24 protein-coding genes are annotated in these 25,481 nt (G+C 65.9%); 4 read left to right on the top strand and 20 right to left on the bottom strand.

Annotated features, from left to right (window positions below; genetic code table 11):
* Positions 1–95 precede the first annotated feature (95 nt).
* Complete coding sequence (locus NFI08_RS19445) at positions 96–755, top strand: DNA-3-methyladenine glycosylase family protein (RefSeq protein WP_286985073.1); 660 nt, start codon at positions 96–98, stop codon at positions 753–755.
* Between the two features lie 129 nt (positions 756–884).
* On the opposite strand, the gene NFI08_RS19440 is transcribed toward NFI08_RS19445, so the two are convergent.
* Positions 885–1,358, bottom strand: coding sequence for a secondary thiamine-phosphate synthase enzyme YjbQ (locus NFI08_RS19440; protein ID WP_108132735.1), 474 nt, complete (start codon positions 1,356–1,358; stop codon positions 885–887).
* Between the two features lie 197 nt (positions 1,359–1,555).
* On the opposite strand from NFI08_RS19440, the gene NFI08_RS19435 reads away from it, so the two are divergent.
* Entirely contained in the window at positions 1,556–2,005 is a 450-nt protein-coding gene (locus NFI08_RS19435; protein ID WP_108447732.1) for a carboxymuconolactone decarboxylase family protein, read from the top strand.
* An 87-nt stretch (positions 2,006–2,092) separates the two neighbouring features.
* On the opposite strand, the gene NFI08_RS19430 is transcribed toward NFI08_RS19435, so the two are convergent.
* The 5 genes from NFI08_RS19430 to NFI08_RS19410 form a co-directional block, all read right to left on the bottom strand.
* On the bottom strand, positions 2,093–2,917 hold the full coding sequence (locus tag NFI08_RS19430) for a phytanoyl-CoA dioxygenase family protein (RefSeq protein WP_108447733.1): 825 nt from the start codon (positions 2,915–2,917) through the stop codon (positions 2,093–2,095).
* Positions 2,914–4,116, bottom strand: coding sequence for an acetylornithine deacetylase (gene argE / locus NFI08_RS19425; RefSeq protein WP_162816360.1), 1,203 nt, complete (start codon positions 4,114–4,116; stop codon positions 2,914–2,916). Before argE ends, NFI08_RS19430 begins: the two co-directional genes overlap by 4 nt.
* 25 nt (positions 4,117–4,141) lie before the next feature.
* Positions 4,142–5,557, bottom strand: a complete 1,416-nt coding sequence (locus tag NFI08_RS19420) for a YfcC family protein (RefSeq protein ID WP_108447735.1) — start codon at positions 5,555–5,557, stop codon at positions 4,142–4,144.
* 91 nt (positions 5,558–5,648) lie between these two features.
* Positions 5,649–7,187, bottom strand: coding sequence for a histidine ammonia-lyase (gene hutH, locus NFI08_RS19415; protein WP_124804403.1), 1,539 nt, complete (start codon positions 7,185–7,187; stop codon positions 5,649–5,651).
* A 287-nt stretch (positions 7,188–7,474) separates the two neighbouring features.
* Positions 7,475–8,872: an aminotransferase-like domain-containing protein gene (locus tag NFI08_RS19410; RefSeq protein ID WP_213231782.1), complete on the bottom strand. Its 1,398-nt coding sequence runs from the start codon at positions 8,870–8,872 to the stop codon at positions 7,475–7,477.
* A gap of 107 nt (positions 8,873–8,979) precedes the next feature.
* Here NFI08_RS19410 and NFI08_RS19405 point away from each other — a divergent pair, with 107 nt between their 5' ends.
* The gene (locus NFI08_RS19405; protein ID WP_045994283.1) at positions 8,980–9,591 is read left to right on the top strand and encodes a LysE family translocator; all 612 of its coding nucleotides are present in this window, start codon (positions 8,980–8,982) and stop codon (positions 9,589–9,591) included.
* A gap of 47 nt (positions 9,592–9,638) precedes the next feature.
* Here NFI08_RS19405 and NFI08_RS19400 read toward each other — a convergent pair whose 3' ends face one another.
* The 14 genes from NFI08_RS19400 to NFI08_RS19335 all read right to left on the bottom strand — a co-directional run bounded on the left by NFI08_RS19400 (position 9,639) and on the right by NFI08_RS19335 (position 24,334).
* Positions 9,639–10,055: a RidA family protein gene (locus NFI08_RS19400; protein ID WP_045995003.1), complete on the bottom strand. Its 417-nt coding sequence runs from the start codon at positions 10,053–10,055 to the stop codon at positions 9,639–9,641.
* A 139-nt stretch (positions 10,056–10,194) separates the two neighbouring features.
* Positions 10,195–10,536 carry an MliC family protein gene (locus tag NFI08_RS19395; protein ID WP_108447738.1) on the bottom strand — a complete coding sequence of 114 codons (342 nt, stop codon included), beginning with the start codon at positions 10,534–10,536 and terminating at the stop codon, positions 10,195–10,197.
* Positions 10,537–10,640: 104 nt separating this feature from the next.
* Positions 10,641–12,557 (bottom strand): cation:proton antiporter, encoded by a 1,917-nt coding sequence (locus NFI08_RS19390; protein WP_213229852.1) that lies wholly within the window; start codon positions 12,555–12,557, stop codon positions 10,641–10,643.
* Between the two features lie 175 nt (positions 12,558–12,732).
* The gene (locus tag NFI08_RS19385) at positions 12,733–13,752 is read right to left on the bottom strand and encodes a hypothetical protein (protein WP_349591279.1); all 1,020 of its coding nucleotides are present in this window, start codon (positions 13,750–13,752) and stop codon (positions 12,733–12,735) included.
* Between the two features lie 17 nt (positions 13,753–13,769).
* Entirely contained in the window at positions 13,770–13,979 is a 210-nt protein-coding gene (locus NFI08_RS19380; protein WP_124804405.1) for a hypothetical protein, read from the bottom strand.
* Positions 13,980–14,155: 176 nt separating this feature from the next.
* Positions 14,156–15,070 carry a hydroxymethylglutaryl-CoA lyase gene (locus tag NFI08_RS19375; RefSeq protein WP_108447740.1) on the bottom strand — a complete coding sequence of 305 codons (915 nt, stop codon included), beginning with the start codon at positions 15,068–15,070 and terminating at the stop codon, positions 14,156–14,158.
* Complete coding sequence (locus NFI08_RS19370) at positions 15,070–17,220, bottom strand: acetyl/propionyl/methylcrotonyl-CoA carboxylase subunit alpha (protein ID WP_349591278.1); 2,151 nt, start codon at positions 17,218–17,220, stop codon at positions 15,070–15,072. Before NFI08_RS19370 ends, NFI08_RS19375 begins: the two co-directional genes overlap by 1 nt.
* On the bottom strand, positions 17,217–18,083 hold the full coding sequence (locus tag NFI08_RS19365) for an enoyl-CoA hydratase-related protein (protein ID WP_108447742.1): 867 nt from the start codon (positions 18,081–18,083) through the stop codon (positions 17,217–17,219). Before NFI08_RS19365 ends, NFI08_RS19370 begins: the two co-directional genes overlap by 4 nt.
* 20 nt (positions 18,084–18,103) lie before the next feature.
* Complete coding sequence (locus NFI08_RS19360; RefSeq protein WP_108447743.1) at positions 18,104–19,711, bottom strand: carboxyl transferase domain-containing protein; 1,608 nt, start codon at positions 19,709–19,711, stop codon at positions 18,104–18,106.
* 12 nt (positions 19,712–19,723) lie between these two features.
* Positions 19,724–20,893, bottom strand: a complete 1,170-nt coding sequence (locus NFI08_RS19355; protein WP_045994997.1) for an isovaleryl-CoA dehydrogenase — start codon at positions 20,891–20,893, stop codon at positions 19,724–19,726.
* A gap of 445 nt (positions 20,894–21,338) precedes the next feature.
* The gene (locus NFI08_RS19350; RefSeq protein WP_108447744.1) at positions 21,339–21,842 is read right to left on the bottom strand and encodes a cupin domain-containing protein; all 504 of its coding nucleotides are present in this window, start codon (positions 21,840–21,842) and stop codon (positions 21,339–21,341) included.
* 172 nt (positions 21,843–22,014) lie between these two features.
* A complete protein-coding gene (locus NFI08_RS19345) occupies positions 22,015–22,863 on the bottom strand; it encodes an ABC transporter substrate-binding protein (RefSeq protein ID WP_108447745.1) in 849 nt (282 codons plus the stop codon).
* A 50-nt stretch (positions 22,864–22,913) separates the two neighbouring features.
* Positions 22,914–23,639 (bottom strand): ABC transporter ATP-binding protein, encoded by a 726-nt coding sequence (locus tag NFI08_RS19340; RefSeq protein ID WP_108447746.1) that lies wholly within the window; start codon positions 23,637–23,639, stop codon positions 22,914–22,916.
* Entirely contained in the window at positions 23,636–24,334 is a 699-nt protein-coding gene (locus NFI08_RS19335) for an ABC transporter permease (RefSeq protein WP_108132752.1), read from the bottom strand. Before NFI08_RS19335 ends, NFI08_RS19340 begins: the two co-directional genes overlap by 4 nt.
* 158 nt (positions 24,335–24,492) lie before the next feature.
* On the opposite strand from NFI08_RS19335, the gene NFI08_RS19330 reads away from it, so the two are divergent.
* The gene (locus NFI08_RS19330; protein WP_108132753.1) at positions 24,493–25,383 is read left to right on the top strand and encodes a substrate-binding domain-containing protein; all 891 of its coding nucleotides are present in this window, start codon (positions 24,493–24,495) and stop codon (positions 25,381–25,383) included.
* The last annotated feature ends 98 nt before the right edge of the window (positions 25,384–25,481 follow it).

Raw genomic sequence — 25,481 nt, 5'->3', positions numbered from 1 at the left:
GATTGACAGGCGCCTGGCTTGTCTACGACAAAGGTCTGAAACCAAAGGCGTGTGTCGCTCGGTTCAAGCGAGCGCCCTGACGACAAGGAACCTCTATGCAAGTACACGATATCGCCGTACACCTGGGTCCTGCCCAGGCCCATCTGCGCCAGTTGGACGACGGTTGGGCGGGGCTGATCGATCGGGTGGGCGACTGCGGCCTGACCACCGCCCTCGATCGCAGCCCCTACGAGTCGTTGTCCAGGGCGGTGGCCTATCAGCAGCTCCATGGCAAGGCGGCGGCGGCGATTGTCGGCCGTCTGACAGCGCTGTTCCCGGGGCAGGATTTCCCCAGTCCCCGGCAACTGTCCGAGCTCCCCTCGGAGGAGCTCCGAGCCTGTGGCTTCTCGGCACGCAAGCAGGCGACCCTCCAGGGCCTCGCCGAGGCGGCACTGGACGGTCGAATTCCCAACCGCGAACAGGCCGCCGAGATGGAGGACGAAGAGCTGATCAAGCGTTTCACCGCCATCAAGGGTATCGGCCGCTGGACCGTCGAGATGATGCTGATCAACACCCTTGGACGTCCCGATATCCTGCCGGTGGATGACTTGGGCATCCGCGACGGCGCGCGCTACCTGTTCGGCTGGGAACGCATGCCGACGCCAAGGGAGACCCGCGAGCTGTGCGAACCCTGCAGGCCCTGGCGCTCGGTGGCGTCCTGGTACCTGTGGCGCTGCAACGAACAACCGGATTACCGACGCCTGGCGAAGTCCTGAACCGGGCCAGGCAAGCCGAGAAGGCAAGGAAGGAGCAGAGGCAGCAGCGAGGATGACCGGCGACAGCCGTGCAGGGTTCGCAGCCGTTGCTGCGCATGCGGTACCCGCTGATGGCGACAGCAGGGTGACTTAGTTGCGACGGCGGTAGGGGTCGGGCATCGCCTGTTCCGGGCGCCAGCGGGTGCGCTCGCCGTTCAAGGTCAGCACAAGCTGGCGAGGCCCGCCGTGGTCGCGGTGCTCGCACAGATAGATACCCTGCCAGGTGCCCATCGCCAGGCGCCCTTCGGTGACGGGAATGCTGAGTGAGGGCCCCAGCAGGCTGGCCTTGAGGTGGGCCGGCATGTCGTCGCTGCCTTCCTGGGTGTGGCGGTAGTAGGGTGCGTCCTCCGGCACCATCACATTGAAGTGACGCTCGAAGTCGCCACGTACCGTGGGATCGGCGTCTTCGTTGATGGTCAGCGATGCCGAGGTATGCTGGATGAAGACGTGGAGCAGGCCGATGCGCATGCTCGGCAGGTCCGGCAGTGCCTGAACGACCTCATCGGTGATCAGGTGAAAGCCCCGGGGGCGGGCAGCGAGGCGAAGGGTGCTCTGGAACCACATCTAGGACGGTCTCGTTGTCGGCGTTGACGCTGGAGGCCATGGCAGGGCAAGGCCCCTGCGCAGGAAAGCCCCTGTGCAGGAAAGCCCCTGTGCAGCAGGGCCATCGCTCGAGGCAGACAGGCGCCATCAGGCGGCCAGCGGTAAGGAATTTAAACGCGCAAAGACTACCTCCTTTCCCGTCCTGTGAGGAGTCCCGAATGAAAGATCAACGTCTGACCCGGGCCGACGTCTTTCGCCACCAGCCGATGCTGGCCAAGTCCCTGGTGGAACTCGAGCGTGCCGTGGCCGAGGCGGGCATCGAGTCTGAGCTGGTGCACCTGATCAAGCTACGCGCCTCCCAGCTGAACGGTTGCGCCTTCTGTCTGCGCATGCACAGCCAGGAAGCACGCGAGGACGGTGAGCAGCAGTCGCGTCTGGATGTTCTGTCGGCGTGGCGAGAGACCCAGCTCTTCAGTCGCCGTGAACAGGCAGCGCTGGCCTGGACCGAGGCGCTGACGCTGGTCAGCGGCCAGGAGATCGGCGGCGGCGACTACACCCGCCTGGCCGCGGAATTCACCCCCGAAGAGCAGGTCAACGTGACGGCGCTGGTGGTCTCCATCAACGCCTGGAACCGGATCGCGCTGGCGTTCGCCTTCCCGGTGGAGTGACGTGCTGCGGCGCGACCGAACGTCTCCCGCGCTGGTAGGTGACGTCGTCTTGCCACTATGCTCCGCCAAGCTGGCCGGCGCGAAAGATCATCCTGCCAGCAGCGGAAACAGCGGGTGCTCCATGGGGCTGCCCGCGGGCAGTTCGTCGGCGAGGCCGGGAAAAGGCGGCGAGGTGGTCCAGGCCCGCGGTGCGTGGACCATGTCGTCACCCAGCAGGCGCACCGAGAAAGCGCGACGGCGATGAGGGCCACTGACGCCGCCCGAGGCGTGCAGGGTCAGCATGTTGAAGAAGACCGCGTCGCCGGGTTCCAGCGCCCAGCCAAGGATGGAATAGCGTTCACGCTGGGCCTCGATGTCAGGCAGCTCGGCCAGACTGCCCTCGGGGAACCAGCTGGCCTGGTGGTCCATGAAGGTCCGTGGCATCAGCCAGGGCCCCTTGTGGGACCCGGCCACAAATTCCAGGGTGGCCGCCCGGGATACCGGATCCACCGGTAGCCACATGCTGACGTTCTGACTGCCTTCCACGTTGTAGTATGGCTGGTCCTGGTGCCAGGGGGTACGCTGGCGCGTGCCCGGTTCCTTGACCAGTAGATGGTCGTGGTAGAGGCGTACCTGGCGTGAGCCCATCAGGCGTTGCCCGATAAGCCCCAGCGGCGAGTCGAAGATGAAACCTCGATACGCTTCGTTGGTCTGCCAGTTGCAGAAGTCCTCGAAGAACCAGCCTGGGTCATCGGGTCGACTGGCGACCTTGGCCCGGGGGCTGGGATCGCGCAGGTTGTCCTCGATGCCCTCCGCTAGTCGCTTGAGCTCCTGAGGGCAGAAGATGCCGCGTAGACAGATGGCGCCGTCGCGCTGGAAGGCGGCGACGTCTTCGTCGCTGACCATGGTGTCGGGATGGATGCGCAGGTTCATGGGGCCTCCAGGCGGTGGAAGTCAGGAAGAGGAAAGGACAGCTGTGACAACAGCCGGTCGAAGAAGCCTTCGCACTTCGTGATCTGATCGAAGGCGATGAACTCGTCTGGCTGATGGGCCTGATGGATGCTGCCGGGGCCGCAGATCACGGTAGGGACGCCCAGCTGGGCGAACAGCCCGGCCTCGCAGCCGAAGCCGAGCGCCAACGGCTCGACGCTGCATTCGGCCAGTTCGGCGATCCATGACAGGTAGCCTTGGCGGCGTTCGTCCAGCGGTGGGTACTGGCCGCGGCATTCCAGGGTCAGTCTGGCGCGACGGCCGAGGCCGATCAGGTCGCGATCCAGGCCGCAGGGAAAGTCCTTGCGCAGGCGCTCGAGGATTTCCATGGCGGGCTGCCCGGGCAGCGGGCGCATCTCGAAGTCGATGCGGCAGTGCTCGGGGATCTGATTCAGCGCGCTGCCACCCTCGATCAGTCCGACGTGGACCGTGGAGTAGGGGGGATCGAAGCGCTGATCGGTGAGCGACATCAGGCGCTTTTCCCGTGCCAGCTGGCGGATCTGCGCAACCACGCCCGCGCCGACGTCGATGGCGTTGACGCCTCGCCCCGGGTAGCCCGAGTGGCCTCCCACACCCTCGATGGTGGCGCGCATGCCGACGTGGCCCTTGTGGGCGTTGGCGATGCGCATCGCGGTGGGCTCGCCGACGATGATGCCCCGCAGGCGTTCCTTGTGGGCCTCGAGAAACGGCAGCATCAGCGGGGCACCCAGGCACCCGACCTCTTCGTCGAAGGACAGCGCCAGCAACACCGAGTGACGCGAGTGCTCTGCCTGCCAGGCGGCCAGTTTCGTCAGGGCCACGCCGATGAATCCCTTCATGTCCGCCGTACCGCGACCGTAGAGGCGTTCAGCGTGGCGTTTCGGCGTGAACGGGGCGGTGACGCGCCAGTCTGCGGGGCTTGCCGGCACCACGTCGGTGTGGCCGGAAACCAGCAGGGCCGGGGCGTCGTGGGGGCCGAATTCGGCGATCAGATTGGCCTTGTCGCCGCTGTCGTTGTAGAGCAGGGTCACCGCCGCCCCACGCGCCTCGAGCCAGCCGGCGACGTCGTTGATCAGTTCAAGGTTGGAGCGATGACTGGTGGTGTCGAAGGCCACCAGGCGTTCGATCATCGCAAGGCTCAAGGGTAGCGTGTTGCTGGTCAAGACGAGGCTCCGTGAGTGCAGACCGTCAGGCGAGGGGCCAGACCACCAGGGTCGCCAGCAGGATGAGCACAGCGCCGAGGGCATAGAGCAGGGCGATCAGCGGCAGCATGAAACGCATCCAGCGGCTCCAGGGAATACCGGCGATGGTGAGTCCCGCCATCAACCAGCCGGCGGTAGGAGTAAAGGCATTGGAGATGCCGTCGCCAAACTGGAAGGCCAGCACCGCGACCTGGCGGTGTACCTCGGCGAGGTCCGCGATGGGCGTCATGATGGGCATGGTCAGCGCCGCCTGGCCGCTGCCCGAGGTGACGATGAAGTTCATCGCGCTTTGCATGGCGAACATGCCCAGTGCTGCGGCCGACGCCGAGGTGTCGCCGATCAGCGTGGAAAGCGAATGGATGATGGTGTCGATGATCTCGCTGTGTTGCACGATGACCACGATAGTGAAGGCCAGGCCCACCGCCAGGGCGCCGTCCATCATGTCCTTGCAGCCGGTGGAAAAGGCTCCGGCGATGGTGTTGGCTCGCATATTGGCGAGCAGCCCGGTGACGATACCCAGCAGCAGGAAGACGCCGGCCATCTCCTTGAGGTACCAGCCGAAGGCACTGACCCCGGCGATGATCGCCACCAGGGCCAGGGCGAAGGCGCCGAGGATCAGCAGGTGGCGAGGGGTCAGGTCGACGTGATCGCCCGGTCCTTCTTCATCGGGCGGGGCCAGGCCGTAGACCACACTGCGCTCTGGCCTTGCCTGCACGCGACGGGCGTAGAACATCACGTAGCCGATGCTCAGGGCGACGAACGCAAGCCAGCAGACGAAGCGGTAGCCCATGCCGGAAAACAGCGGCAATTCGGCGATGCTCTGGGCGACGCCGACGTTGAAGGGATTGAGAAAGGAGCCGGTGTAGCCGATGGCGGTGCCGATCAGCGGGATGGCGGCGGCGACCACGGCGTCGTAGCCGATACGTCGCGCCAGCGGCAGCAGGATGAAGATGTAGACGATGCTGCCCTCGATCATGCCGTAGGTACCGGAGCACAGGGCGAAGAAGGTCATCATCAGCGGGATGATCAGGATCTCGCGGCCCTTGAGCTTCACCAGCAGGAAGTGGACCAGCCCTTCGATGGCGCGGGAGCGTCTCAGGACCCCGAAGGTACCGCCGACGATGACCAGAAAGAAGATGATCGACGAGCCGCTCTTCATCCCCTCGAAGAAGGCGTTGAAGAACTCGAAGGGACCGATGCCCGGGGAGTCGATGGCCTGGTAGGTGCCGGCGACGATGACCGAGCGCCCGTCGGCGTTGGTGATGCGTTCGAAGCTTCCGCTGGGGACGAACCAGGTGACGATGGCCGCCAGCAGGGCGAGAAAGAAGAGGATGACGAAGGCGTGGGGCAGCGGCCTCTGTTGCTCGACGTGTGGTCTGGCGGCCATCTTGTCATGATTCATCGGCTGACTCTCGCTGGTGGCGGGTTTGTGGCACCTGGGGCTGAGTTCATTGATCCTTTCGGTTTAGTCCGAACCAGCGAAGCCTGTCGAGTCAGGGCGCGCGGCTGGGCAGAAGATCGTCGAGAACGAGGTCACACAATGCGCCTTCGTCCAGCAGACGTGTGGCGGCCTCGATGTCCGGTGCGAAGTAACGATCGTGGTCATAGTGGGTCACCCGGCGACGCAGTCGCTGACGGGCCTGCTCCAGCAAAGGTGTCGAAGCGAGCCCCTCGCGCATGTCGAGGCCCTGGCAGCTTGCCAGCCATTCGATGGCCAGCACGCCGCGAACATTGGCCGCCATCTCCTTGAGTCGCCGTCCCGCCGCCGGCGCCATGGACACATGGTCCTCCTGATTGGCCGAGGTAGGCAGGCTGTCGACGCTGTGAGGGTGGGCCAGAGCCTTGTTCTCGCTGGCCAGCGCGGCGGCTGACACCTGGGCAATCATGAAACCGGAATTCACGCCGCCGTTTTCCACCAGGAAGGGGGGAAGGCGGGACATGTGGGTGTCCATCATCAGCGAGATGCGTCGCTCCGACAGGGCCCCGATCTCCGCCAGCGCCAGCGCCAGATTATCGGCCACAAGGGCAACCGGCTCGGCGTGGAAGTTGCCGCCCGAGAGGATGTCGCCGTTGTCGGCGAACACCAGCGGGTTGTCGGTGACAGCGTTGGCCTCGATCTCGAGCACCCTGGCCGCGTGGCGGATCTGGTCGAGCACCGCGCCCATGACCTGAGGCTGGCAGCGCAGCGAGTAGGGGTCCTGGACGCGGTCACAGTCGGCGTGGGAGGCCCCCACCTCGCTGGTGTCCTCGAGCAGGTGACGATAGGCCCTGGCAACGTCGATCTGCCCGGGTTGGCCGCGCAGTTCGTGGATGCGGGCGTCGAAGGGAACCCGTGAGGCCAGGCTCGCCTCGACGCTAAGGGCGCCGCACACGGTGGCGCTTGCAAACAGATCTTCGGCCTCGAACAGACCGCGCAGCGCCAGCGCGGTGGAGACCTGGGTGCCATTGAGCAGCGCCAATCCCTCCTTGGGTGCCAGGGTCAGGGGCGACAGGCCAGCCACGTTCAGGGCGTCCCGTCCCGAGAGGGTCTCGCCACGGTGGCGTGCCTGGCCCTCGCCCAGCAGCACCAGACTCATATGGGCCAGTGGCGCCAGGTCGCCCGAGGCACCTACCGAGCCCTTGGCGGGGATCACCGGCCAGACCTCGGTGTTGATCAGGGTGATCAGGGCGTCCAGGACTTCGCCGCGAATGCCGGAGTAGCCGCGTGCCAGGCTTGCCACCTTCAGCGTCATGATCAGCCGCACCAGCTCGTCGTCCAGGCGTTCGCCGACGCCGGTGGCGTGGGATAGCACCAGCGAGCGCTGCAGGTCCTCCAGGCGTTCGCGCTCGATGCGGGTCTGAGCCAGCAGGCCGAAGCCGGTGTTGACCCCGTAGGCGGTGCGTCCCTCGTCGATGACGCCAGCCACTGTCGCCACCGATGCGTCGATGGCGGCGTATGCCGAGGGCTCCAGAGACACCACTGTCGGTGATGTGAGGAGCCGGCGCATGTCCTGGAGGGTGAGTTGGCCTGGGGTGATGACGAGTCGATGCATGGTGGCGAGCTCCCGAGACGTGGCCGAACATGATGGGGAAAACTTTAATGTATATACATTAACAGCAGGGCAATGGCGCGGCGTCAAGGCGGCTATCGTCGAACGGCAGGCAAGAATCGCCAGGGGGAGTGACGATGTGTGTTACAGATTGTGCCCGATCTTCTATACAGATTTCGCCGCTGACATGATCGGGGGCAGCGACTGGGTCGGCTAGCGCAGGGATGGGGTGATGGACGTCTGGACCTGGTTCACAACGTCAGCGAATTCAGGCAGGTGTCGGACCGTCGCTACAGTGTTGCCCAGGGGCTGGTGTCCCCCTGTTCCAGCACACGTCGCACGGTGGCGAGGGCCTGTTGCAGGGACTCGCGGCTTTCGGGGGCGCCCACGCAAAGGCGAATGGCCTGGGGCGCCGGCTCGCTGCCGGTACAGAAGGGTTCAGGCGTTGCCACCAGCACGCCTTCGCTCTTCAGCAGGGCCTGTACCTCGCTGGCCCGGCGGCCCTCGGGCAGCGGTAGCCAGAAGTTGGCGCCGTGGGTGAGATGGCGGGGCGTCAGGGCCTCGAAGCTTGCCCGTGCCAGACGCTGCCGAGCGGCCAGCTCTGCGGTCTGCCAGGCCAGCAGTTCGGGGTAGCGGGGCGAGGCGATCCAGCGCCGCGCCACCTCGGTCATCAGCGGCGGACACATCCAAGACTGCGCCCGCAGCAGGCTGCCGATGCGCTCGCGCAGGGTGGCCGGCATCTGCAGCGTGCCGACCCTGAGGCCACCGGAAAGCACCTTGGAGGTACTGAATACCTGCAGCGTGCGTTCCGGCGCCAGTTCCAGCAGAGACACACCGCGATCCTCCCGCGGCAGGTACTGGACGGCGTCCTCGATCAGCCAGAAGTCATGTCGGCGCGCCAGGGCGGCGAGCTGTTCCCTGCGCTGCGGCGAAAGCACCGCGCTGGTGGGGTTGTTCTGGTCCGGGGTCAGGTAGACCAGGCGGGGCACCTGGCGTTGGCACAGGCGTGCCAGTGCATCGATGTCCATGCCGTCGTCGTCCAGGGGCACCGCCATCGGCTTGAGGTGAGCGTGGCGGGTGGCGGCGTTGAACCCCGGATAGGTGAGAGCGTCGGCGGCCACGCTGTCGCCGGGGCGGGTCAGGGCTCTCAGGCACAGGTCGATGCCGTGCTGGCCGCCCTGGGTGATCGCCAGCACCTCGTGCAGGGGAAAGCCGAGATCCTCAAGCCAACGTGACAGCGCCTCTCTGTGCTGCCGGGTGCCGATGTCGGGCTGGTAGGCGGCGACCATGGCAAGGCAGGCCGGGTCCTCGGTCACCTCCGCCAGGGCCTGCTGCAGACACTGATGACGCCAGGGGTGCGGCGGAGCAAAGCTCAGGCTCATGTCGACCACGCCATCGGAGTCGGCTGCGACGTGTACATCGAAGGGGCTGTTGCCGGCGGCGGCGTCATTGACGTAGGTGCCACTGCCGACCCGGGACGATACCCAGCCCCGTTGCTGGGCTTCGCTGTAGGCGCGGGTGATGGTGCCCACGGTGACGCCCAGCGCGTCGGCCAGGGCCCGTTGCGGGGGCAGTCGATCGCCGGCGGCGAGCTGGCCCTGGTCGATGGCCTCGCCGATGGCCGAGGCGATCTGACGATAGCGGGCCGAGCGGGAGTCGAATTCGAGGGAGGGAGTCCAGATTGTCATGGTGACAATAAACCCTTTGACGGCAATTGTTGCCTGAGTATGCTTTAAAAACCGGGGTCAATTCACCTTGTTTCACACCATAATGCAAAAATTGTAGGGGTACAATCATGGAAGAGACCGCTAGTCAGCTCGCCTTTCTGCTTCCGGCAGCGCTGTTCATGGTGTCCATGACCATCACGCCGGGTCCCAACAACGTGATGCTGACCGCCTCCGGCGCCAACTACGGCTTCCTGCGTACCCTGCCACACCTGTTCGGCATCCTGGGCGGCTGTTTTGTGCTGTTCGCCTCGATAGCGCTCGGGCTCGGGGTGGTGTTCGAGCGCTATCCGGTGGTGCAGGGCGGACTCAAGCTGGTCGGCAGCCTGTACCTCTTGTACCTGGCCTGGAAGATCGCGACGGCCCCACCGCCGGACCTGCGGGTAGGCGATGCCCGCCCGCTGTCCTTCGTGCAGGCGGCGGCGTTCCAGTTCGCCAACCCCAAGGCGTGGGTCATGGGTATCGCGTTGATGGCGGGGTTCCTGCCGGACGGCGGCAACCCCTGGGTCAACGCCCTGCTGCTGGCGGGCGTGGCGGAACTGGTGGGGCTGCCCTGCATCGCTCTGTGGGCAGGGTTTGGCACCGCCATCGGCCGCCTGTTGAAGAGCGACCGATCCTGGCGGGTGTTCAATGGGGTGATGGGAGCGCTCACCGCGGCCTGCGTGGTGATGATCCTGGCCTGAACCATTCAGCCTGGCGCGATCGGAGCCTAAGGCTTGGTCGACAAGACTCAGCCCTCGCTGGGCTCATCTGGCGATGCCCCCTCGGGCCGCCGGGCGGTCAGGGTGATCTCCACGGCGGCGCCGCCATGCAGCTGTGGCGACACGGTGCAGGTACGCGCCGGATAGCGCGCAGCCTCGAACCACTCGGAATAGACATCATCCACCGCCTGTTGCAGCGACAGGTCGGTGAGGTGTACCTGAACACGCACGGTGTCGGCCAGGGTGCAATCCGCCTGCTCGAGCAGGTGAGACAGTCGCCTGAGAATCCAGCGAGTTTCTTCGGCGGCGTCACCGAGAATGGCGTCACTGCCCTGGATATCGGCGGCGGTCAGCCCCGACAGGTGGACGTAGTGTTCGTCCATGACCAGATGGGAGCCCGGAAACTCGGGGCTGGGTAGGGTGGGGTCGTTGAAGTAGCGTGCCATCTTGCCTCCTGCTGCGGCTTGGTCGTTGTGCCGCTGGAGAAATGTCTGGCGAATGCCGCCGACTTTCCTTGCGGAAAGCAGGCGGCGGAAAATGCGTTTGTCGGTTGACTGCGGAGAGCGTCCGGGAATAGCGCGGGCGTCAGCTGCTGACTTCGCACTGCACCGGCATGCGCCGGCCGATGGTCCAGGTGGCCTCGTTGCCCTTGCCACGGAAGACGTGCTGGCCATTTTCCGAGGCGTAGTGCATGCCCGAGGCGGCGGGCTGGCGTTCGAGCGGGAAGCTGTCGCCGTGCATCTGTACCTCGGCGCTGTCCTGACTGTCGAAGACGATGGTGAACTGGCTGCCATCCTGGCAGATGTAGTCGGCGGAGGGCGAGGCTGCGGCGTCGGCACTGTCATCATGGCCACTGCCGCCGGCACAGCCGGCCAGGGCGGTGAACAGCGCAGTGAAGGCGGCAACAGGGATCCAGCTGGCGTTCATGAAACATCTCCTTGTCATATGAAGGGAGCCGTGGAAAAGGCTCGCCTGGCGTTAGGCCTTCCCAGGCTACACAAGTTCCGCACCCGCCACGATACCTCGCCGGATCAGCCCTGCTCAGGCGGTTTGCGTCCGGGAGTCGTGTTGCCGCGGGAGTCGCCGTCGTCATCGTCATGGGCCCCGTCGTCAACGCTGACATCCGTCGGTTGTTGCTCCTGGCGTCTGGCGTGGCGCTCTGCCTTGTCGCGATGGGTGTCGTCGGGCACCAGGGCTAGCAGAGTCTCGCCGTCACCGGCATCGAAGCTTTCATCCTTGTGCATGACGCGTACCTCGCCATCCTCGCTGTAGGTCGATATCACCCGGGCGTGGGGGTTGTCGCGTCGATAGTCCTCGAACGAATAGCTCTCGCTGAGGCGCGTCAGACGGACGCACCAGCCCTCGCGGATGTAGTTGGTGGCCTGTTCGAAGTCGAGTTCCTTGGCGAAGAAGCGCCCGCCCAGGGTCTGCTCGAGATGATCGCCACCGGCACCGCCCCCCGGGGCGAAGCGGTACACCTGATGGTGGCCGAATTCGGGAGCATAGTGCATGCACAGCAGGGCGTTGTAGTCGTCGTTGTCGGTCAGCGCCACCATGCTGTCGAAGCGGCTGAACTCGAGTGTCAGCTCGGCCTCCTCGGTGAGTACCTCGCCGTAGTAGGTGGGAATGTCGCGGCCTCTGACCTGGCGCAGATGGTTGTAGTTGCGATCGGCGATCAGCACCGGGCGCCCGGTGGACTGGATGGCCTCGGCCAGGGCGACCGTGAAGGGGTTGGCGCCGATGATCAACAGCCCCTTGGTATCGGTGGACTGAAGATTGAAGCGACGGGCCAGGGGTTGCAGCGAGAAGCCGTGAAGCAGCACCGTGACGGCGACGATGGCAAAGGCCAATGGCGACAGCAGGGCGGCGTCCTCGATGCCGATGTCGACCAGGCGCGCGCCGAACAGACCGGCGATGGCCACCGCGACCACCCCGCGTGGACCGATCCAGCCGACCATCAGCTTCTCGCCGAAGGGCAGGTCGACCTTGATCAACGATATGAAGACCGCCAGCGGGCGGACCAGCAGCAGTACCACTGCGACGAACAGGATTTCGCGGGTCGTCAGGGTGGCCAGGGTGCCCAGGTCCACCTGAGCGGCCAGCAGGATGAATACCCCGGAGACCAGCAGTACGGTGATGTTCTCCTTGAAGCGGCGGATCTCGTCCAGCGACGACAGCGACGAATTGCCGATCACCACGCCCATCACGGTGACCGCCAGAAGGCCGCTTTCATGCAGCAGCGCATTGGGCAGGGCGTAGGTGGCCATGACGAAGAAGATGATCACCGGCACCTTGAGAAACTCGGGGATATGGCCGCCCTTGATCGCGCGGATCAGGCCCCAGGCGGTGGCCAGTCCCACCGCGCTCGCCACCGCGATGCCCAGCGCCATATGGCCGAGGGTCATCGACAGCGAGTGAGAGGAGTTGAGAACGATGGCGAGTTCGAAGGCCAGCACCGCCGCCAGGGCGCCCACCGGGTCATTGAGGATCGCCTCCCAGCGCAGGATTTCCCCCGGACGCCGCTTGAGGCTGGCCTGGCGCAGCAGGGGAATGATGACGGTGGGGCCGGTGACGATCAGGATGCCGCCAAGCACCGAGGCCGATGCCCAAGTCAGCCCACCGATGTAGTGGCCCGACAGGGTCGCCAGCAGCCAGACCAGCGGGCCGCCGAAGAACACCAGGCGCTTCACCGCAAGCTCCGCGCCCTTCAGCCGTGTCAGGTTCAGCGTCAGGCCACCCTCGAACAGGATCATCGCCACGGCGACCGCGATCAGCGGTTCGAGCAACTCGCCGAATACCGAGCGTGGGTCGAGCACACCGGTTACCGGGCCGATGAGTACGCCGCTCAGCAGCAGCAGAACGATGGCCGGCACCTTCCAGCGCCAGGCCAGCCACTGGGCGCCGATACCGAGCGCCGCGATCAGGCAGAAGACGAGAACGGGGGTCATGAGGGCTTCCCTGTGGTCGAATCGGTGCAGTCAGTGCTTTGCTTGCCAGGCGGGCGAGGTAACGTCGGCGAGCGCAGGCACTTTTCCTACAAGGCATAACGCTAGGCGGCGCCCGCTGCATTCACAACCAACCCTGTAAACGCTTGCGACCCGATCGGCACAGTTGCCCGGAGACTCAGGGGGCCGCGCCACGCAGGCATTGAAGGAGCCTTCGCACTACCGAGGGCGGGGAAGTGTTCGCGTCAGCCAGCGGGCCGGTCGACGCCGGCCGCACGGACGCCGAGGACGGGTGACGAAGATTGAACGTGAAGCCGGAAACGCTGATGATCTTGTCGCGCTGAAGCGAGACTTCGAACTCCGCTCTTGGCGCGGCCAGGTCGAAGTCATACTGGGTGGTAAGGTTCACCTGCTTGTTCTGTTCATGACGGTAGCCCGAGCGCAGCGGTATCAGTCGAATCGCATTGGATACCACGCTTTCCTCGTCCGGTTCCGGCACGATGGTCGGTAGGCCGATGTAGACCTTGTCATTTTCCAGGGTCACCAGAGCATAGGTGATCTTGCGATATTTAAGCTGTTTCAGCGTCTCCAGCAAGGACGACCGGCTCATCCGGTCGTGTCGATCGATCGTGCCTTTGCGCAGGTTGTCGGACAGACCGGTTCTGGCCTCGAGAATAGCCGCGTTGTGGGCCAGGTCGATCTTGGCCTGGGTCATGATGGTGACAAGGTGGTGCTCGATAGGCGCCTGGTCTCGCAGCAGTTTCACCACATGGTGGCGGCGTGCCTGTTGTAGCCGTGTTGCTCCCAGCCAGGTGAATCGCTGGCATGACCAGGCAATGGACCAGGTAAAGGCGATTGAGCACAGTGACAGGGACGCAATCTGAAGCGATGCCATGGTGGCGGGAGGAGGAGGCGTTGCAGAGTAGAGTCCGCTTGCCATCAGCTGGGCGAGCAGCATGAACAGGTGAGTATGAGGAAGGAGGGTGATGCCTGTCAGCCTGCCGATCAGTACACCGAGCCACGGCAGCACATAGCCGAACAGCAAGGCGACCACCGCGACAATAAGAATGCCGAACTGCGCCGCACGAATGTAGAGCGACCAGCCATGGTAGAGGCTGATACGGATGCGCTCGGCAGGGCTTTCGGTGAGGTAGATATAGCCACACACCAGCACGGGAAAGATGAGCAGCCCGATCATGGTGGGCGGCTACGCTGCTACTGGCTGTCGTGGGAAGCCAGGGGGAAGCTCTGGTCGATGCGTTGGCGCTCAAGCTCGGCGGCGTCCTTGCTGGCGTACCTGCGCACCACCACTGTGCCCGAGGCAGTGATATCCACGTCATCCCAGCCTGCCGTCTCTGCCGCCTCGGTAGATTGCTGCAGCTGCTGCTGAATCTGCTCGAGAATGCGTTGGCCCTGTGCGCTCATGTCCTGTTCCTCTCATGGACTGACACTGAGAATAGCACGATGCGATGTATGTCGCGGGATGGAAAGGAAGGGGAAGGCATGGGGAGGGGGAGGAAAGAGAGGGAAGGGAGAGAAAAGAAAGGAGAGAACCGCGCTGGCCCCGTTCCTTCCTCTCTTGCCTTCCCCCTCGGCATTGGTCAGCCCTTGGCAACCACCGCCACACCGGCCTTGGAGCGATTGGGACGCCCGATGGCGCGGGTGATCCAGTCGCCCACGGCGGCGATACGCTCGAGGTCCACCGTGGTTTCGATGCCCAGGCCTTCAAGCAGGTAGACCACGTCCTCGGTGGCGACATTGCCGCTGGCGCCCTTGGCGTAGGGGCAGCCCCCGAGGCCCGCCACCGAGCTGTCGATCACCTGGACGCCGTCTTCGAGTACCGCGGCCAGATTGGCCAGCGCCTGGCCATAGGTGTCGTGGAAGTGGGCGGCCAGACGCTCGACCGGAACGTCACGGGCCACCGCCTCGAGCATGCGCCGGGCCTTGTGCGGGGTACCGGTGCCGATGGTGTCGCCCAGTGACACCTCGTAGCAGCCCATCTCGTCCAGCGCCCGGGCGACCGCCGCCACCTGCTCGGGGGCGATGTCGCCTTCGTAGGGGCAGCCGAGCACGCAGGACACATAGCCGCGCACCTGGATCCCCTGATCGCGGGCGCGTTCCACCACCGGTGCGAAGCGCTCGAACGACTCGGCGATGGAGCAGTTGATGTTCTTTTGCGAGAACGACTCCGAGGCCGCGCCGAACACCGCCACCTCATCGACGCCGCACTCGATGGCCGCCTCCAGTCCCTTGAGGTTGGGGGTCAGCGCCGAATAGCGCACCCCTGGCTGGCCTTTGCCCTCTCGCATCAGGGCGGTCATCACCTCGCGGTGGTCGGCCATCTGCGGCACCCATTTGGGCGACACGAAGCTGGCCGCCTCGATGTGGCGATGGCCGGCCTGGGCCAGGCGCTCGACCAGTTCGAGCTTGGTCGCCGTGGTGATTGGGTCCGGCTCGTTCTGCAGGCCGTCGCGAGGCCCGACTTCGACGATACGAACGCTGGCGGGAAGGGCCATCAGCGGGACTCCTTTTGCTCGGTTTCGGGCTGTGTCTCTGACTGCGCCTCTGTTGGCGACGCGCCGGCGTCGAACTCCAGCAGCACGTCGCCCTGGCCGACGGTGTCGCCGGCGGCGAAGTGGAAGCTGGCCACGGCGCCGTCGGCCGGGGCGGTGAGGGTGTGCTCCATCTTCATCGCTTCCATCACCATCAGGGCGTCACCCTTGGCAACGGCAGCACCGGGCGCAACCAGCAGCGCCACCACGGTACCGTGCATGGGCGCGGTCAGGGTCGACTCGACCTCGTGCTGGCCGTGGTCGATGGCGTCGATACGCCGCCAGTAAAGGCGGACCTCGCCCTCGGGGCTCGACAGCACGATCTCGTTGCGCTCCTTGCCTTCGCCCACCAGGCGCGCCTGCAGGCGGCGGCGGTGGCCGTCCAGAGTGATCGCCACGGCGTCGCCGGGCAGATCGGTGAGGCTCGCCGATACCTGCTGGACCTCGTCGCGATTGACCCCGCTGATGCTGAGCTGCCAGGCGTCGTCGCTGGCCCCATGACGTCCCTCGACCAGCGCCAGGCTCGCAGGCTCGGCGTCCAGCGCCTCGCGCGGGTCGCACAGGGCGATACGGATCTGGCGCGGGCCGTTCAGGCGAAAGCCGTCGTGGCGGTCCCAGGGCGAGTCGCTCTCGCACTCCCGAGACAGCTGATGCAGCGCCACCAGGGCGGCGCTGGCCAGGCTGTCCTGGTCGAGGCCGCGGGAGGCGAACAGGCTGTCCTCGTGGCGCTCGATAAAGCGGGTATCGAGGTTGGCCGCCTGGAAGTCCGGGTGGGTGGCCAGGCGCTGCAGGAAGCCGCGGTTGGTGACCACACCACGCACGTCCAGCGCCGCCAGGGCGCGGTTGAGGGTCGCCAGCGCCGAGGCGCGGTCGGGGCCGTGGGTGATCAGCTTGGCCAGCATGGGGTCGTAGTGCATCGACACCATGTCACCGCTTTCGACCCCGCTGTCCAGGCGCACCCTGGCCGGGTCCAGCGAGGCGCCCTCGAGGTCCAGCGAGAAGTGGCTGAGCAGGCCGGTGGCGGGCAGGAAGTCCTGGTCGGCGTCCTCGGCGTAAAGCCGCGCCTCGAAGCTGTGGCCATTGATGGTCAGCTCATCCTGGCTCAGCGGCAGGCGCTCGCCCATGGCCACGCGCAGCTGCCACTCGACCAGGTCCTGCCCGGTGATCATCTCGGTGACCGGGTGCTCCACCTGCAGGCGGGTGTTCATCTCCATGAAATAGAAGGAGCCGTCCTGCCCCGGTGAGGCGTCGAGCAGAAACTCCACCGTGCCGGCGCCGACGTAACCGATCTCCTGGGCCGCGCGCACCGCCGCCTCGCCCATGGCCTGGCGCAGTTGCAGGGTCATGCCCGGTGCAGGGGCTTCCTCGAGCACCTTCTGGTGACGACGCTGCACGCTGCAGTCGCGCTCGAACAGGTAGACGCCGCCGCCGTGCCTGTCGCAGAACACCTGGACCTCGACGTGGCGAGGCTGGGTCAGGTACTTCTCGATCAACATGCGGTCGTCGTTGAAGGCCGCTCGGGACTCCCGTCGGCAGCCGTCCAGGGCCGCCTGGAACTCGTCGGCGTTCTCGACCACGCGCATGCCCTTGCCGCCGCCACCGGCGCTGGCCTTGAGCAGCACCGGATAGCCGATGGCGTCGGCCTCGCGCTTGAGCAGGTCGTCGTCCTGATCATCGCCGTGGTAGCCCGGCACCAGCGGCACCCCAGCGTCCATCATGCGGGCCTTGGCGGCGGACTTGTCGCCCATGGCCTTGATGCTGGAGGCGGGCGGGCCGACGAAGACGATACCGGCGTCTTCGCAGGCGCTGACGAAGGCCTCGTTTTCCGACAGGAAACCGTAGCCGGGATGGATGGCGCCGGCGCCGCTGCGGCGGGCCGCCGCGATGACCTTGTCGACATCGAGATAGCTTTCCCGGGCCGGCGCCGGACCGATGCGGATCGCCTCGTCGGCTTCGCGCACGTGGCGCGCGCCTTCATCGGCGTCGGAGTACACCGCCACCGTCTTCAGGCCCATGGCCCGGGCGGTGGCCATGACACGACAGGCGATCTCGCCACGATTGGCCACCAGCAGAGTGTCGAAGCGCGGCTGGCGGTCTGACGGATTCGAGCTCATGAGGCGCTCCCTTTTTTGCTGGTGGATGAGGGGGGACTGGCGGATGAAGGGGGGCTGGTGGAAGAGGCGGTGTCGGCCCAGGCCGGACGGCGCTTCTCGAGGAAACTCGCCAGTCCCTCCTGGCCTTCGGCGCTGGTGCGCAGTTCACTGATGACCTGACAGGTGCGCTCGCGGGTGGCGTCGCTGTCGGTGTCCCTGGCGACTTCCGCCAGCAGGCCCTTGGTGGCCCGGCTGGCCTGGGGCGAGGTGGCCAGCAGGGTGTCGAGCATCGCGTCGATGGCGGCGTCGAGTTCCTCTGCGGCGACCACCCGGTGGACCAGGTCCAGTCGCTGGGCGGTGTCGGCGTCCATGACTTCGGCGCTGAGCGCGTAGCGGCGCATCTGACGGCTGCCGATGGCGCGCTGCACGTAGGGGCTGATGACCGCCGGCGACAGGCCGATGCGCACCTCGGACAGGCAGAACTTGGCCCTGTCGGAGGCGATCACGATGTCGCAGCAGGCGGCCAGGCCCACCGCGCCACCGAAGGCCGCTCCCTGGACCCGGCACACCGTCACGCAGGGCAGACTGTCGAGGCCGTGCATCAGGCGAGACAGCTCACGCGAGTCGGCCAGGTTGTCGTCGACGCTGTAGTCGACCATGCGCTTCATCCAGTTGAGGTCGGCGCCGGCGGAGAAGCTCTTGCCCTCTGAGCCCAGCACCAGCACTCGTACCTTGCCGCTGTCGGTGGCCTGGCGTACCTGATCCAGGTGGGCGTTGAGCTCGCCGATCAGGGCGTCGTCGAAGGCGTTGTGCACCTCGGGGCGGGTCAGGGTCAACCAGGCAACCCCCCGGGCGTCGATCCGTAGTTGGGACATGTCTGACATGGGATCCATCCTTGAGGGCATTACATGCGGAAGACGCCGAAGCGCGTCTGTTCGATCTCGGCATTCATCGCGGCGGCCAGCGACAGGCCCAGTACATCGCGGGTCTGGGCCGGGTCGATCACGCCGTCGTCCCACAGTCGGGCGCTGGCGTAGTAGGGATGGCCCTGGTGTTCGTACTGTTCGCGGGTCGGCTTCTTGAAGGCCTCTTCGTCCTCGGCGGACCAGGACTCGCCGGCGCGTTCGATCTGCTCGCGCTTGACCTGGGACAGCACGCCGGCGGCCTGCTCGCCGCCCATCACCGAGATGCGGGCGTTGGGCCACATGAACAAAAGGTTGGGTTCGAAGGCGCGGCCACACATGCCGTAGTTGCCGGCGCCGAAGCTGCCGCCGATCAGCACCGTGAACTTGGGTACCTTGGCGCAGGACACCGCGGTCACCAGCTTGGCGCCGTGCTTGGCGATGCCCTCGTGCTCGTACTTCGAGCCGACCATGAAGCCGGTGATGTTCTGCAGGAACACCAGCGGAATCTTGCGCTGGGCACACAGTTCGATGAAGTGGGCGCCCTTGACCGCGCTCTCCGAGAACAGCACCCCGTTGTTGGCGACGATGCCCACCGGATGACCGTGGATATGGGCGAAGCCGGTGACCAGGGTATCGCCGTAGTAGCGCTTGAACTCGTCGAAGTCGGAGCCGTCGACGATCCGCGCGATGACCTCGCGCACCTCGAAGGGCTTCTTGAGGTCGGTACCGACGATACCGTAGAGCTCCTCGGGGTCGAGGCTGGGCGGGCGCGGAGCGGCCATCGCCAGCTCGCCGCGCTTCTGCCAGTTCAGGCGGGACACGCAGCGCCTGGCGATCTGCAGGGCGTGGGCGTCGTTGTCGGCGTAGTGGTCGGCGACCCCGCTGATCCGGGTATGGACGTCGGCGCCGCCCAGGTCCTCGGCGCTGATGGTCTCGCCGGTCGCGGCCTTGACCAGCGGCGGGCCGCCGAGAAAGATCGTGCCCTGCTCGCGCACGATGATCGATTCATCGGCCATGGCCGGCACATAGGCGCCACCGGCGGTGCAGGAGCCCATCACCACGGCGATCTGGGGTATCCCCTCCGCCGACAGGGTGGCCTGGTTGTAGAAGATCCGGCCGAAGTGGTCGCGGTCGGGGAATACCTCGTCCTGGCGCGGCAGAAAGGCCCCGCCGGAGTCGACCAGGTAGACGCAGGGCAGGCGATGCTTGCGCGCGACTTCCTGGGCGCGCAGGTGCTTTTTCACCGTCAGCGGAAAATAGGTGCCGCCCTTGACGGTGGCGTCGTTGGCGACGATCACGCACTCGACGCCCGAAACGCGGCCGATGCCGGTGACGATGCCGGCCGCCGGCACTTCGGCGTCGTACACCTCATGGGCGGCCAACGCCGACAGTTCGAGGAAGGGCGAGCCCTCGTCGAGCAGGTGGTCGATGCGGTCGCGCACGAACAGCTTGCCGCGGGATTCGTGACGGCTACGGGCCTTGTCGCCACCGCCACGGCGGATGGCAGCGGTCAGTTCGGCCAGTTTGCCGACTTCGGCGCGCATGGCCGCGTCCCGGGCCTGGAAGTCCTCGGAGCGCGGGTTGATCTTGGTGTCCAGAATCGCCATGACCGGCTCCCCTTACTTGGATTCGTTGAACAGCTCACGCCCGATCAGCATGCGCCGGATCTCGCTGGTGCCGGCACCGATCTCGTAGAGCTTGGCGTCACGCAGCAGGCGCCCGGTCGGATACTCGTTGATGTAGCCGTTGCCGCCGAGCAGCTGGATGGCGTCCAGCGCCACCTGAGTGGCCTTCTCGGCGCAGTAGAGGATCACCCCGGCGGCGTCCTTGCGCGAGGTCTGGCCGCGGTCGCAGGCGGCGGCGACGGTGTAGAGGTAGGCGCGGCAGGCGTTCAGGGTGGTGTACATGTCGGCAACCTTGCCCTGGACCAGCTGGAACTCGCCGATGGACTGGTTGAACTGCTTGCGCTCGTGGATGTAAGGCACCACCACGTCCATCGCCGCCTGCATGATGCCGATGGGGCCAGCAGCCAGCACGGTGCGCTCGTAGTCCAGCCCGCTCATCAGCACGCGCACGCCCTTGCCGACCTCGCCCAGCACGTTCTCGGCGGGGACTTCACAGTCCTCGAACACCAGTTCACAGGTGTTGGAGCCGCGCATGCCGAGCTTGTCGAGCTTCTGGGCGGTGGAGAAGCCGGCAAAGCCCTTCTCGATAATAAATGCCGTCATGCCCTTGGAGCCGGCGTCAGGATCGGTCTTGGCGTAGACCACCAGCACGTCGGCGTCGGGGCCGTTGGTGATCCACATCTTGTTGCCGTTGAGGATGTAGCGGTCGCCGTCCTTGCGGGCGCGCAGCTTCATCGACACCACGTCGGAACCGGCGCCCGGCTCCGACATGGCCAGCGCCCCTACGTGCTCGCCGGAGATCAGCTTGGGCAGGTACTTGGCCTTCTGTTCGGCGGAGGCGTTGATCTTGAGCTGGTTGACGCACAGGTTGGAGTGGGCGCCGTAGGACAGGCCCACCGAGGCGCTGGCCCGGGAGATCTCTTCCATGGCGATGCAGTGGGCCAGATAGCCCATGCCTGTGCCGCCGTCCTCGTCGGACACGGTAATGCCGAGCAGGCCCATGTCGCCGAACTTCTGCCACAGGTCGGCGGGGAATTCATTTTTCTCGTCGATCTCGCCGGCGCGGGGGGCGATCTCGTCGCGGGCGAAGGCGTTGACCTGGTCGCGCAGCATGACCAGGGTTTCGTCGAGGCCGAAATCGAGGGGCGTATAGGGGCTGAACATGATGGGCTCCGGGGCATCCTTGATGGTCGATACGGCGCCAGGAGGGGGCCGGACCATCTTTATTGATGGTGTTGGTGACGAGGTGAAACGGCACCGCAGGCGGTGAGCGTTCACGGGATGACAAGAAGACTAGGCAAGGTTTACGTTAACGTAAAGTGCAGCTTGTGATGCTTGCGACCAAAGTTGGTAGATAGGTACGGGTAGTCGAGCGGCAGGCGCCCGGCAGTGGGTAGCCACCAGAAGCGCCAGACGACGCCTTCGGGTCAGGGCGATGGGGTGAACAGGGTGGCCGTGCGGTTCAGATCGAGATCAGGATAATGGCAGTGGTTCAATGCCAGGCCAGATTCAGGGACGAGATCGGCAACGCCTGAGAAAGCGCGCCTGGCACGAGGCATGGAGCGATACGGCAAGGGTGAGCCGTCTGCCTCCAGGCGCGCCCGTCCCATCAATCTTCGTCCTGCCAGTAGTCCACCGCGTCCTGGCGCATGCCGTAGTGTTCGAAGCTGCGCTCGGCCTTGTCGCCGCCCGGAGCGCTGCCGGCCAGTACACCAAACTTGCCTGAGTCGGGATACTCCATCACGTCCGGTGCGTTCATGCTGCTGATACACAGGTAGGTCAGGGGTTCGTCGGAGTCGTTGATGATCTGGTGGGCGCAGTCGGCGTCGCCGGCGGGGGCCGCGATCAGCTCCCCCTCGACGATGGGGTAGCGTTTCTCTCCCAGACGCACGCTGCCCTTGCCCTTGAGCACGATGAACATCTCGTCATTGTTGTGATGGAAGTGGAAAGGCCAGGCGTGGCAGCCAGGTGCCAGGGTGACTCGGCGACAGCCGAGGTCGCGCATGCCCAGCACCGGCGTCAGGTTGATGATCTTGGCATCGACCTTGTCACCGTGCTGGTGGTCCTGGCGGGGGATCGGGCAGTGGCACAGAGAGAGGATGCGAGCGCGCATTGAGGGTCCTTGTCGGTCATGGGGACGAACGAAGCACGCCGATCGCGTGCCTTCGCCCGTCTCGCGTCAATCCATGTATCAGCCTAGACCGAGATATATGACCCTGCTACGACCCCGGTCAGTTGACGTTGCTGCCTCGGGCGCGGCCGCCGGCTTCAGCGCAAGCCAGCGATTACTCGCCGTCGGCGTTGGGAAAGAACAGCTGCTGCCCCTTGACCTCGAAGTCGCCGATGGCCTGCTGGCCCGCCTCGGACAGCAGCCAGTCGTGCCACTGGTCGGCCAGGTCGTGCTTGAGCTCCGGATGGCGCTCGGGCGACAGCTTGAGGCTGCCGTACTGGTTGAACAGCACCTCGTCCCCTTCGAACAGCAGCTCGAGATCCTGACGGTTATCGAAGGCCACCCAGGTGGCACGATCCGACATCACGTAGGCACCCATGCCCGCCGCGGTGTTGAGGGTGGCCCCCATGCCGCTGCCCAGCTCGCGGTACCAGTCGCCGCCGGGTTCGACCCCCGCCGACTCCCACAGCCGCAGCTCCGCCCGGTTGGTGCCGCTGTCGTCGCCACGGGAGGCGAAGGGCGACGCGTTGTCGGCGATCAGGTTGAGCGCCTCGGCTGCGCTGTCGGCGTCACGGATGCCTGCGGGATCCTCGGCCGGGCCGATCAGCACGAAGTCGTTGTACATGACGTCGGCGCGCTCGGTGGCGTAGCCGTCCGCCACGAAGGCCTCTTCACCGGCGGTGTCGTGCACCAGCAGGCTGTCGGCGTCCCCGCGCCTGGCGATCTCGAAGGCCTGTCCGGTGCCCACGGCGACCACATGGACGTCGATGCCGGAGTCCTCGGTAAAGCTCGGGATGATGGCGTCGAACAGCCCCGAGTTCTGGGTCGAGGTGGTCGAGGCCAGGGTGATAAAAGGGGGCTCATCCTCGGCCTGGGCACTGGTGGCGCACACCGCCAGACCGGCGATCAGCAGGGCGCCGGAAAGCAGAGCACTGGCAGGAGTGGAGTCTGGATATCTTGTCATGGGGGCCTTCCTTGCGTGGGTTGATCGGACTTCTGGATGGGGCAGGCCGCTCAATCGAGCAGCTCGCCGTGGACAAAGGCGTGGCCCTCGGCGGTGACCGGGGCGTCGAAGAAGGTCGCCGCAGGGCTCTGTTCGACCAGCCTGCCGTGGTGCAGCAAGATCACCTCGTCGGCCAGTCGGCGCGCCTGATGAAGGTCATGGCTGGTCATCACGATGCGTACGCCCTGGCGGTGAAAGTCGCCAATGGCGGCCTCCACGGCGCGAATGGCGGCGGGATCCAGGGCCGAGGTGGGCTCATCGAGAAACAGCACCTCGGGCGACAGCAGCCAGGCCCGGGCCAGCGCCAGGCGCTGCTGTTCGCCGCCGGACAGTACCCTGGCCGGTCGCCGGGCGAGCGCCTCCAGGCCAAATCGTGTCAGCGCCTCCCCGGCCCGTTCGCGGCGCTGACGCCGCGGCACCCGCTGCACCGCCAGGGCATACTCGAGGTTGGCCAGGGCCGAGCGTCTGAGCAGCACCGGGCGCTGGAACACCATGGCCTGGCGTGGCGCCGCGCCTTCCCACACCAGGCGCCCCGACGTCGGTTGCAGCAGACCATGGGCCAGGCGCATCAGCAGGCTCTTGCCGGCGCCGTTGGGCCCCATGATCAGGGTGCGGCGATGGCCCTCCAGGTTCAGCGACAGCGGCCCCAGCAGCGTCTGCCCACGGGATGCGTAACTGACGCGATCGAAGTTCAGGCGTGGCGTCGTGGCCGGCACCGAAAGGGTCAGATGGGTCATCCGAGCTGCCTCCGCGTCGCTTCGCCCAGCAGATGTGCCAATGCATTGATGACCCCCACCAGTGTCAGCAACACGATACCCAGGCCCAGCGCCAGGGGCAGGTTGCCCTTGCTGGTCTCCAGCACGATGGCCGTCGTCATGACCCGGGTGACGCCATCGATGTTGCCGCCGACGATCATCACCGCTCCGACCTCGGCGCTGGCGCGGCCAAAGCCGGCCAGCACCACAGTGATCAGCGACAGCCTGGCGTCCCACAGCAAGGTCGGAATACGGCGCCGCCGAGAAACCCCGATGGAAGCGAGCTGTTCGGCGTACTCGCCGTGGAGCTCCTCGACCTTCTGACGGGTCAGGGCCGCCAGGATCGGCAGCACCAGGATGACCTGGGCCACGACCATGGCGGTGGGGGTAAACAGCAGGCCCAGAGAACCCAGCGGCCCTGCCCGGGACAGCAATAGATAGACGGCGAGGCCCGCCACCACCGGCGGCAGGCCCATCAGGGCATTGAGGGTGACGATAAGAGGGGCTCGGCCTGGAAAGCGAAACAGCGCCAGCGCCGCCCCCAATGGAAAGGCCAGCAGGGCAGCGATGGCGACAGCGGTCAGCGAGATCTTCAGCGATAACCCGACGATGTCGAGCAGGTCGGCGTCCAGACCGATGACGAGTTCAAGGGCAGTAAGGAAGGCAGAGTCGGTCATCGTGTCTCGGTCGATTTGGGGGCGTCGGGTGCTTGCCGTTTTCCGGTCTACCGGCATGATGTGATGATCTACTGCGGCGCGCACCCCATGGCCGTAATATATGCAGCCATAGACCACTTCCTGCAAAGTGACCCTCTACACCTTTTGGAGGTAACCCGATGGTCGAACCCGTCCTGCCTCGCTATCTCACCACCGCAGAGGTGGCCGACTATCTGCGGTTGAAGCCACGCAAGGTCTACGATCTGGTCCGCCAGGGGCAGATTCCCTGCACCCGTGCCACCGGCAAACTGCTGTTTCCACGTCATGCCATCGACCTGTGGCTGATGAATCACCTGGAGGGGGATCAGTCTTCCGCGACCGAGCCGCTGGAGGTGATGGCCGGCAGTCAGGATCCGCTGCTGGACTGGGCGATGCGCGAGAGCGGCTGTGGCCTGGCGAGCCTTTGCCTGGGCAGCGGCGACGGTATCCAGCGGCTGATGGCGGGCAAGGCCATGGTGGTGGGTGCTCATCTGCTGGACGGGGCGGGGCGCTACAATGTGCCCTCGGAGCTTGGCCTCGGTGGCATGCGTGACCTGGTGGTGGTGCACTGGGCCAGACGTACCCAGGGGCTGATGCTGGCGCCGGGCAACCCGCTTGGCCTCGAAGGCCTGGGTGACCTGGCAAGGCCGGGGCTACGTATCGGTCGGCGACCCGAAGGTGCCGGCGCCCACCGCTTGCTGGGTTGGCTGCTGGAGCGGCAGGGCATCGAGATGGAACAGCTGGATATGCTGGAGCATCCGGCGACAAGCGAGGACGACCTGGCGCTTGCCGTTGCCCAGGGCAGGGCGGACGTTGGGCTTGGTGTGGAGGCCGCAGCAAGGCGCCAGGGGCTTCATTTCCTGCCCCTGCACCAGGAGTCCTTCGACCTGCTGTTGCGGCGACGCAGCTATTTCAGCGATGCCCTGCAGCGGCTGTTCGCCTTCGCCCGGGGTGAGCGTTTACGGGACCAGGCGGAAAGCCTTGGCGGCTACGAGGTGTCGCGGATCGGGACGATTCGCTTCAACGCCTGATGCGAGGTCGGTGATCCTTGGTGTTCCGCCTTTCACGCGCGCAAGGGTGTCGCGGAGGGCCGGTGATCCTCGGTGTTCCGCCTTTCACGCGCGCAAGG

The sequence above is a fragment of the Halomonas sp. EF61 genome, assembly GCF_040147045.1.
GTDB classification, from domain to species: domain Bacteria; phylum Pseudomonadota; class Gammaproteobacteria; order Pseudomonadales; family Halomonadaceae; genus Halomonas; species Halomonas litopenaei.
The sequence above is the reverse complement of the archived record's forward strand: the minus strand, read 5'-3'. Positions and strand labels throughout refer to the sequence as shown.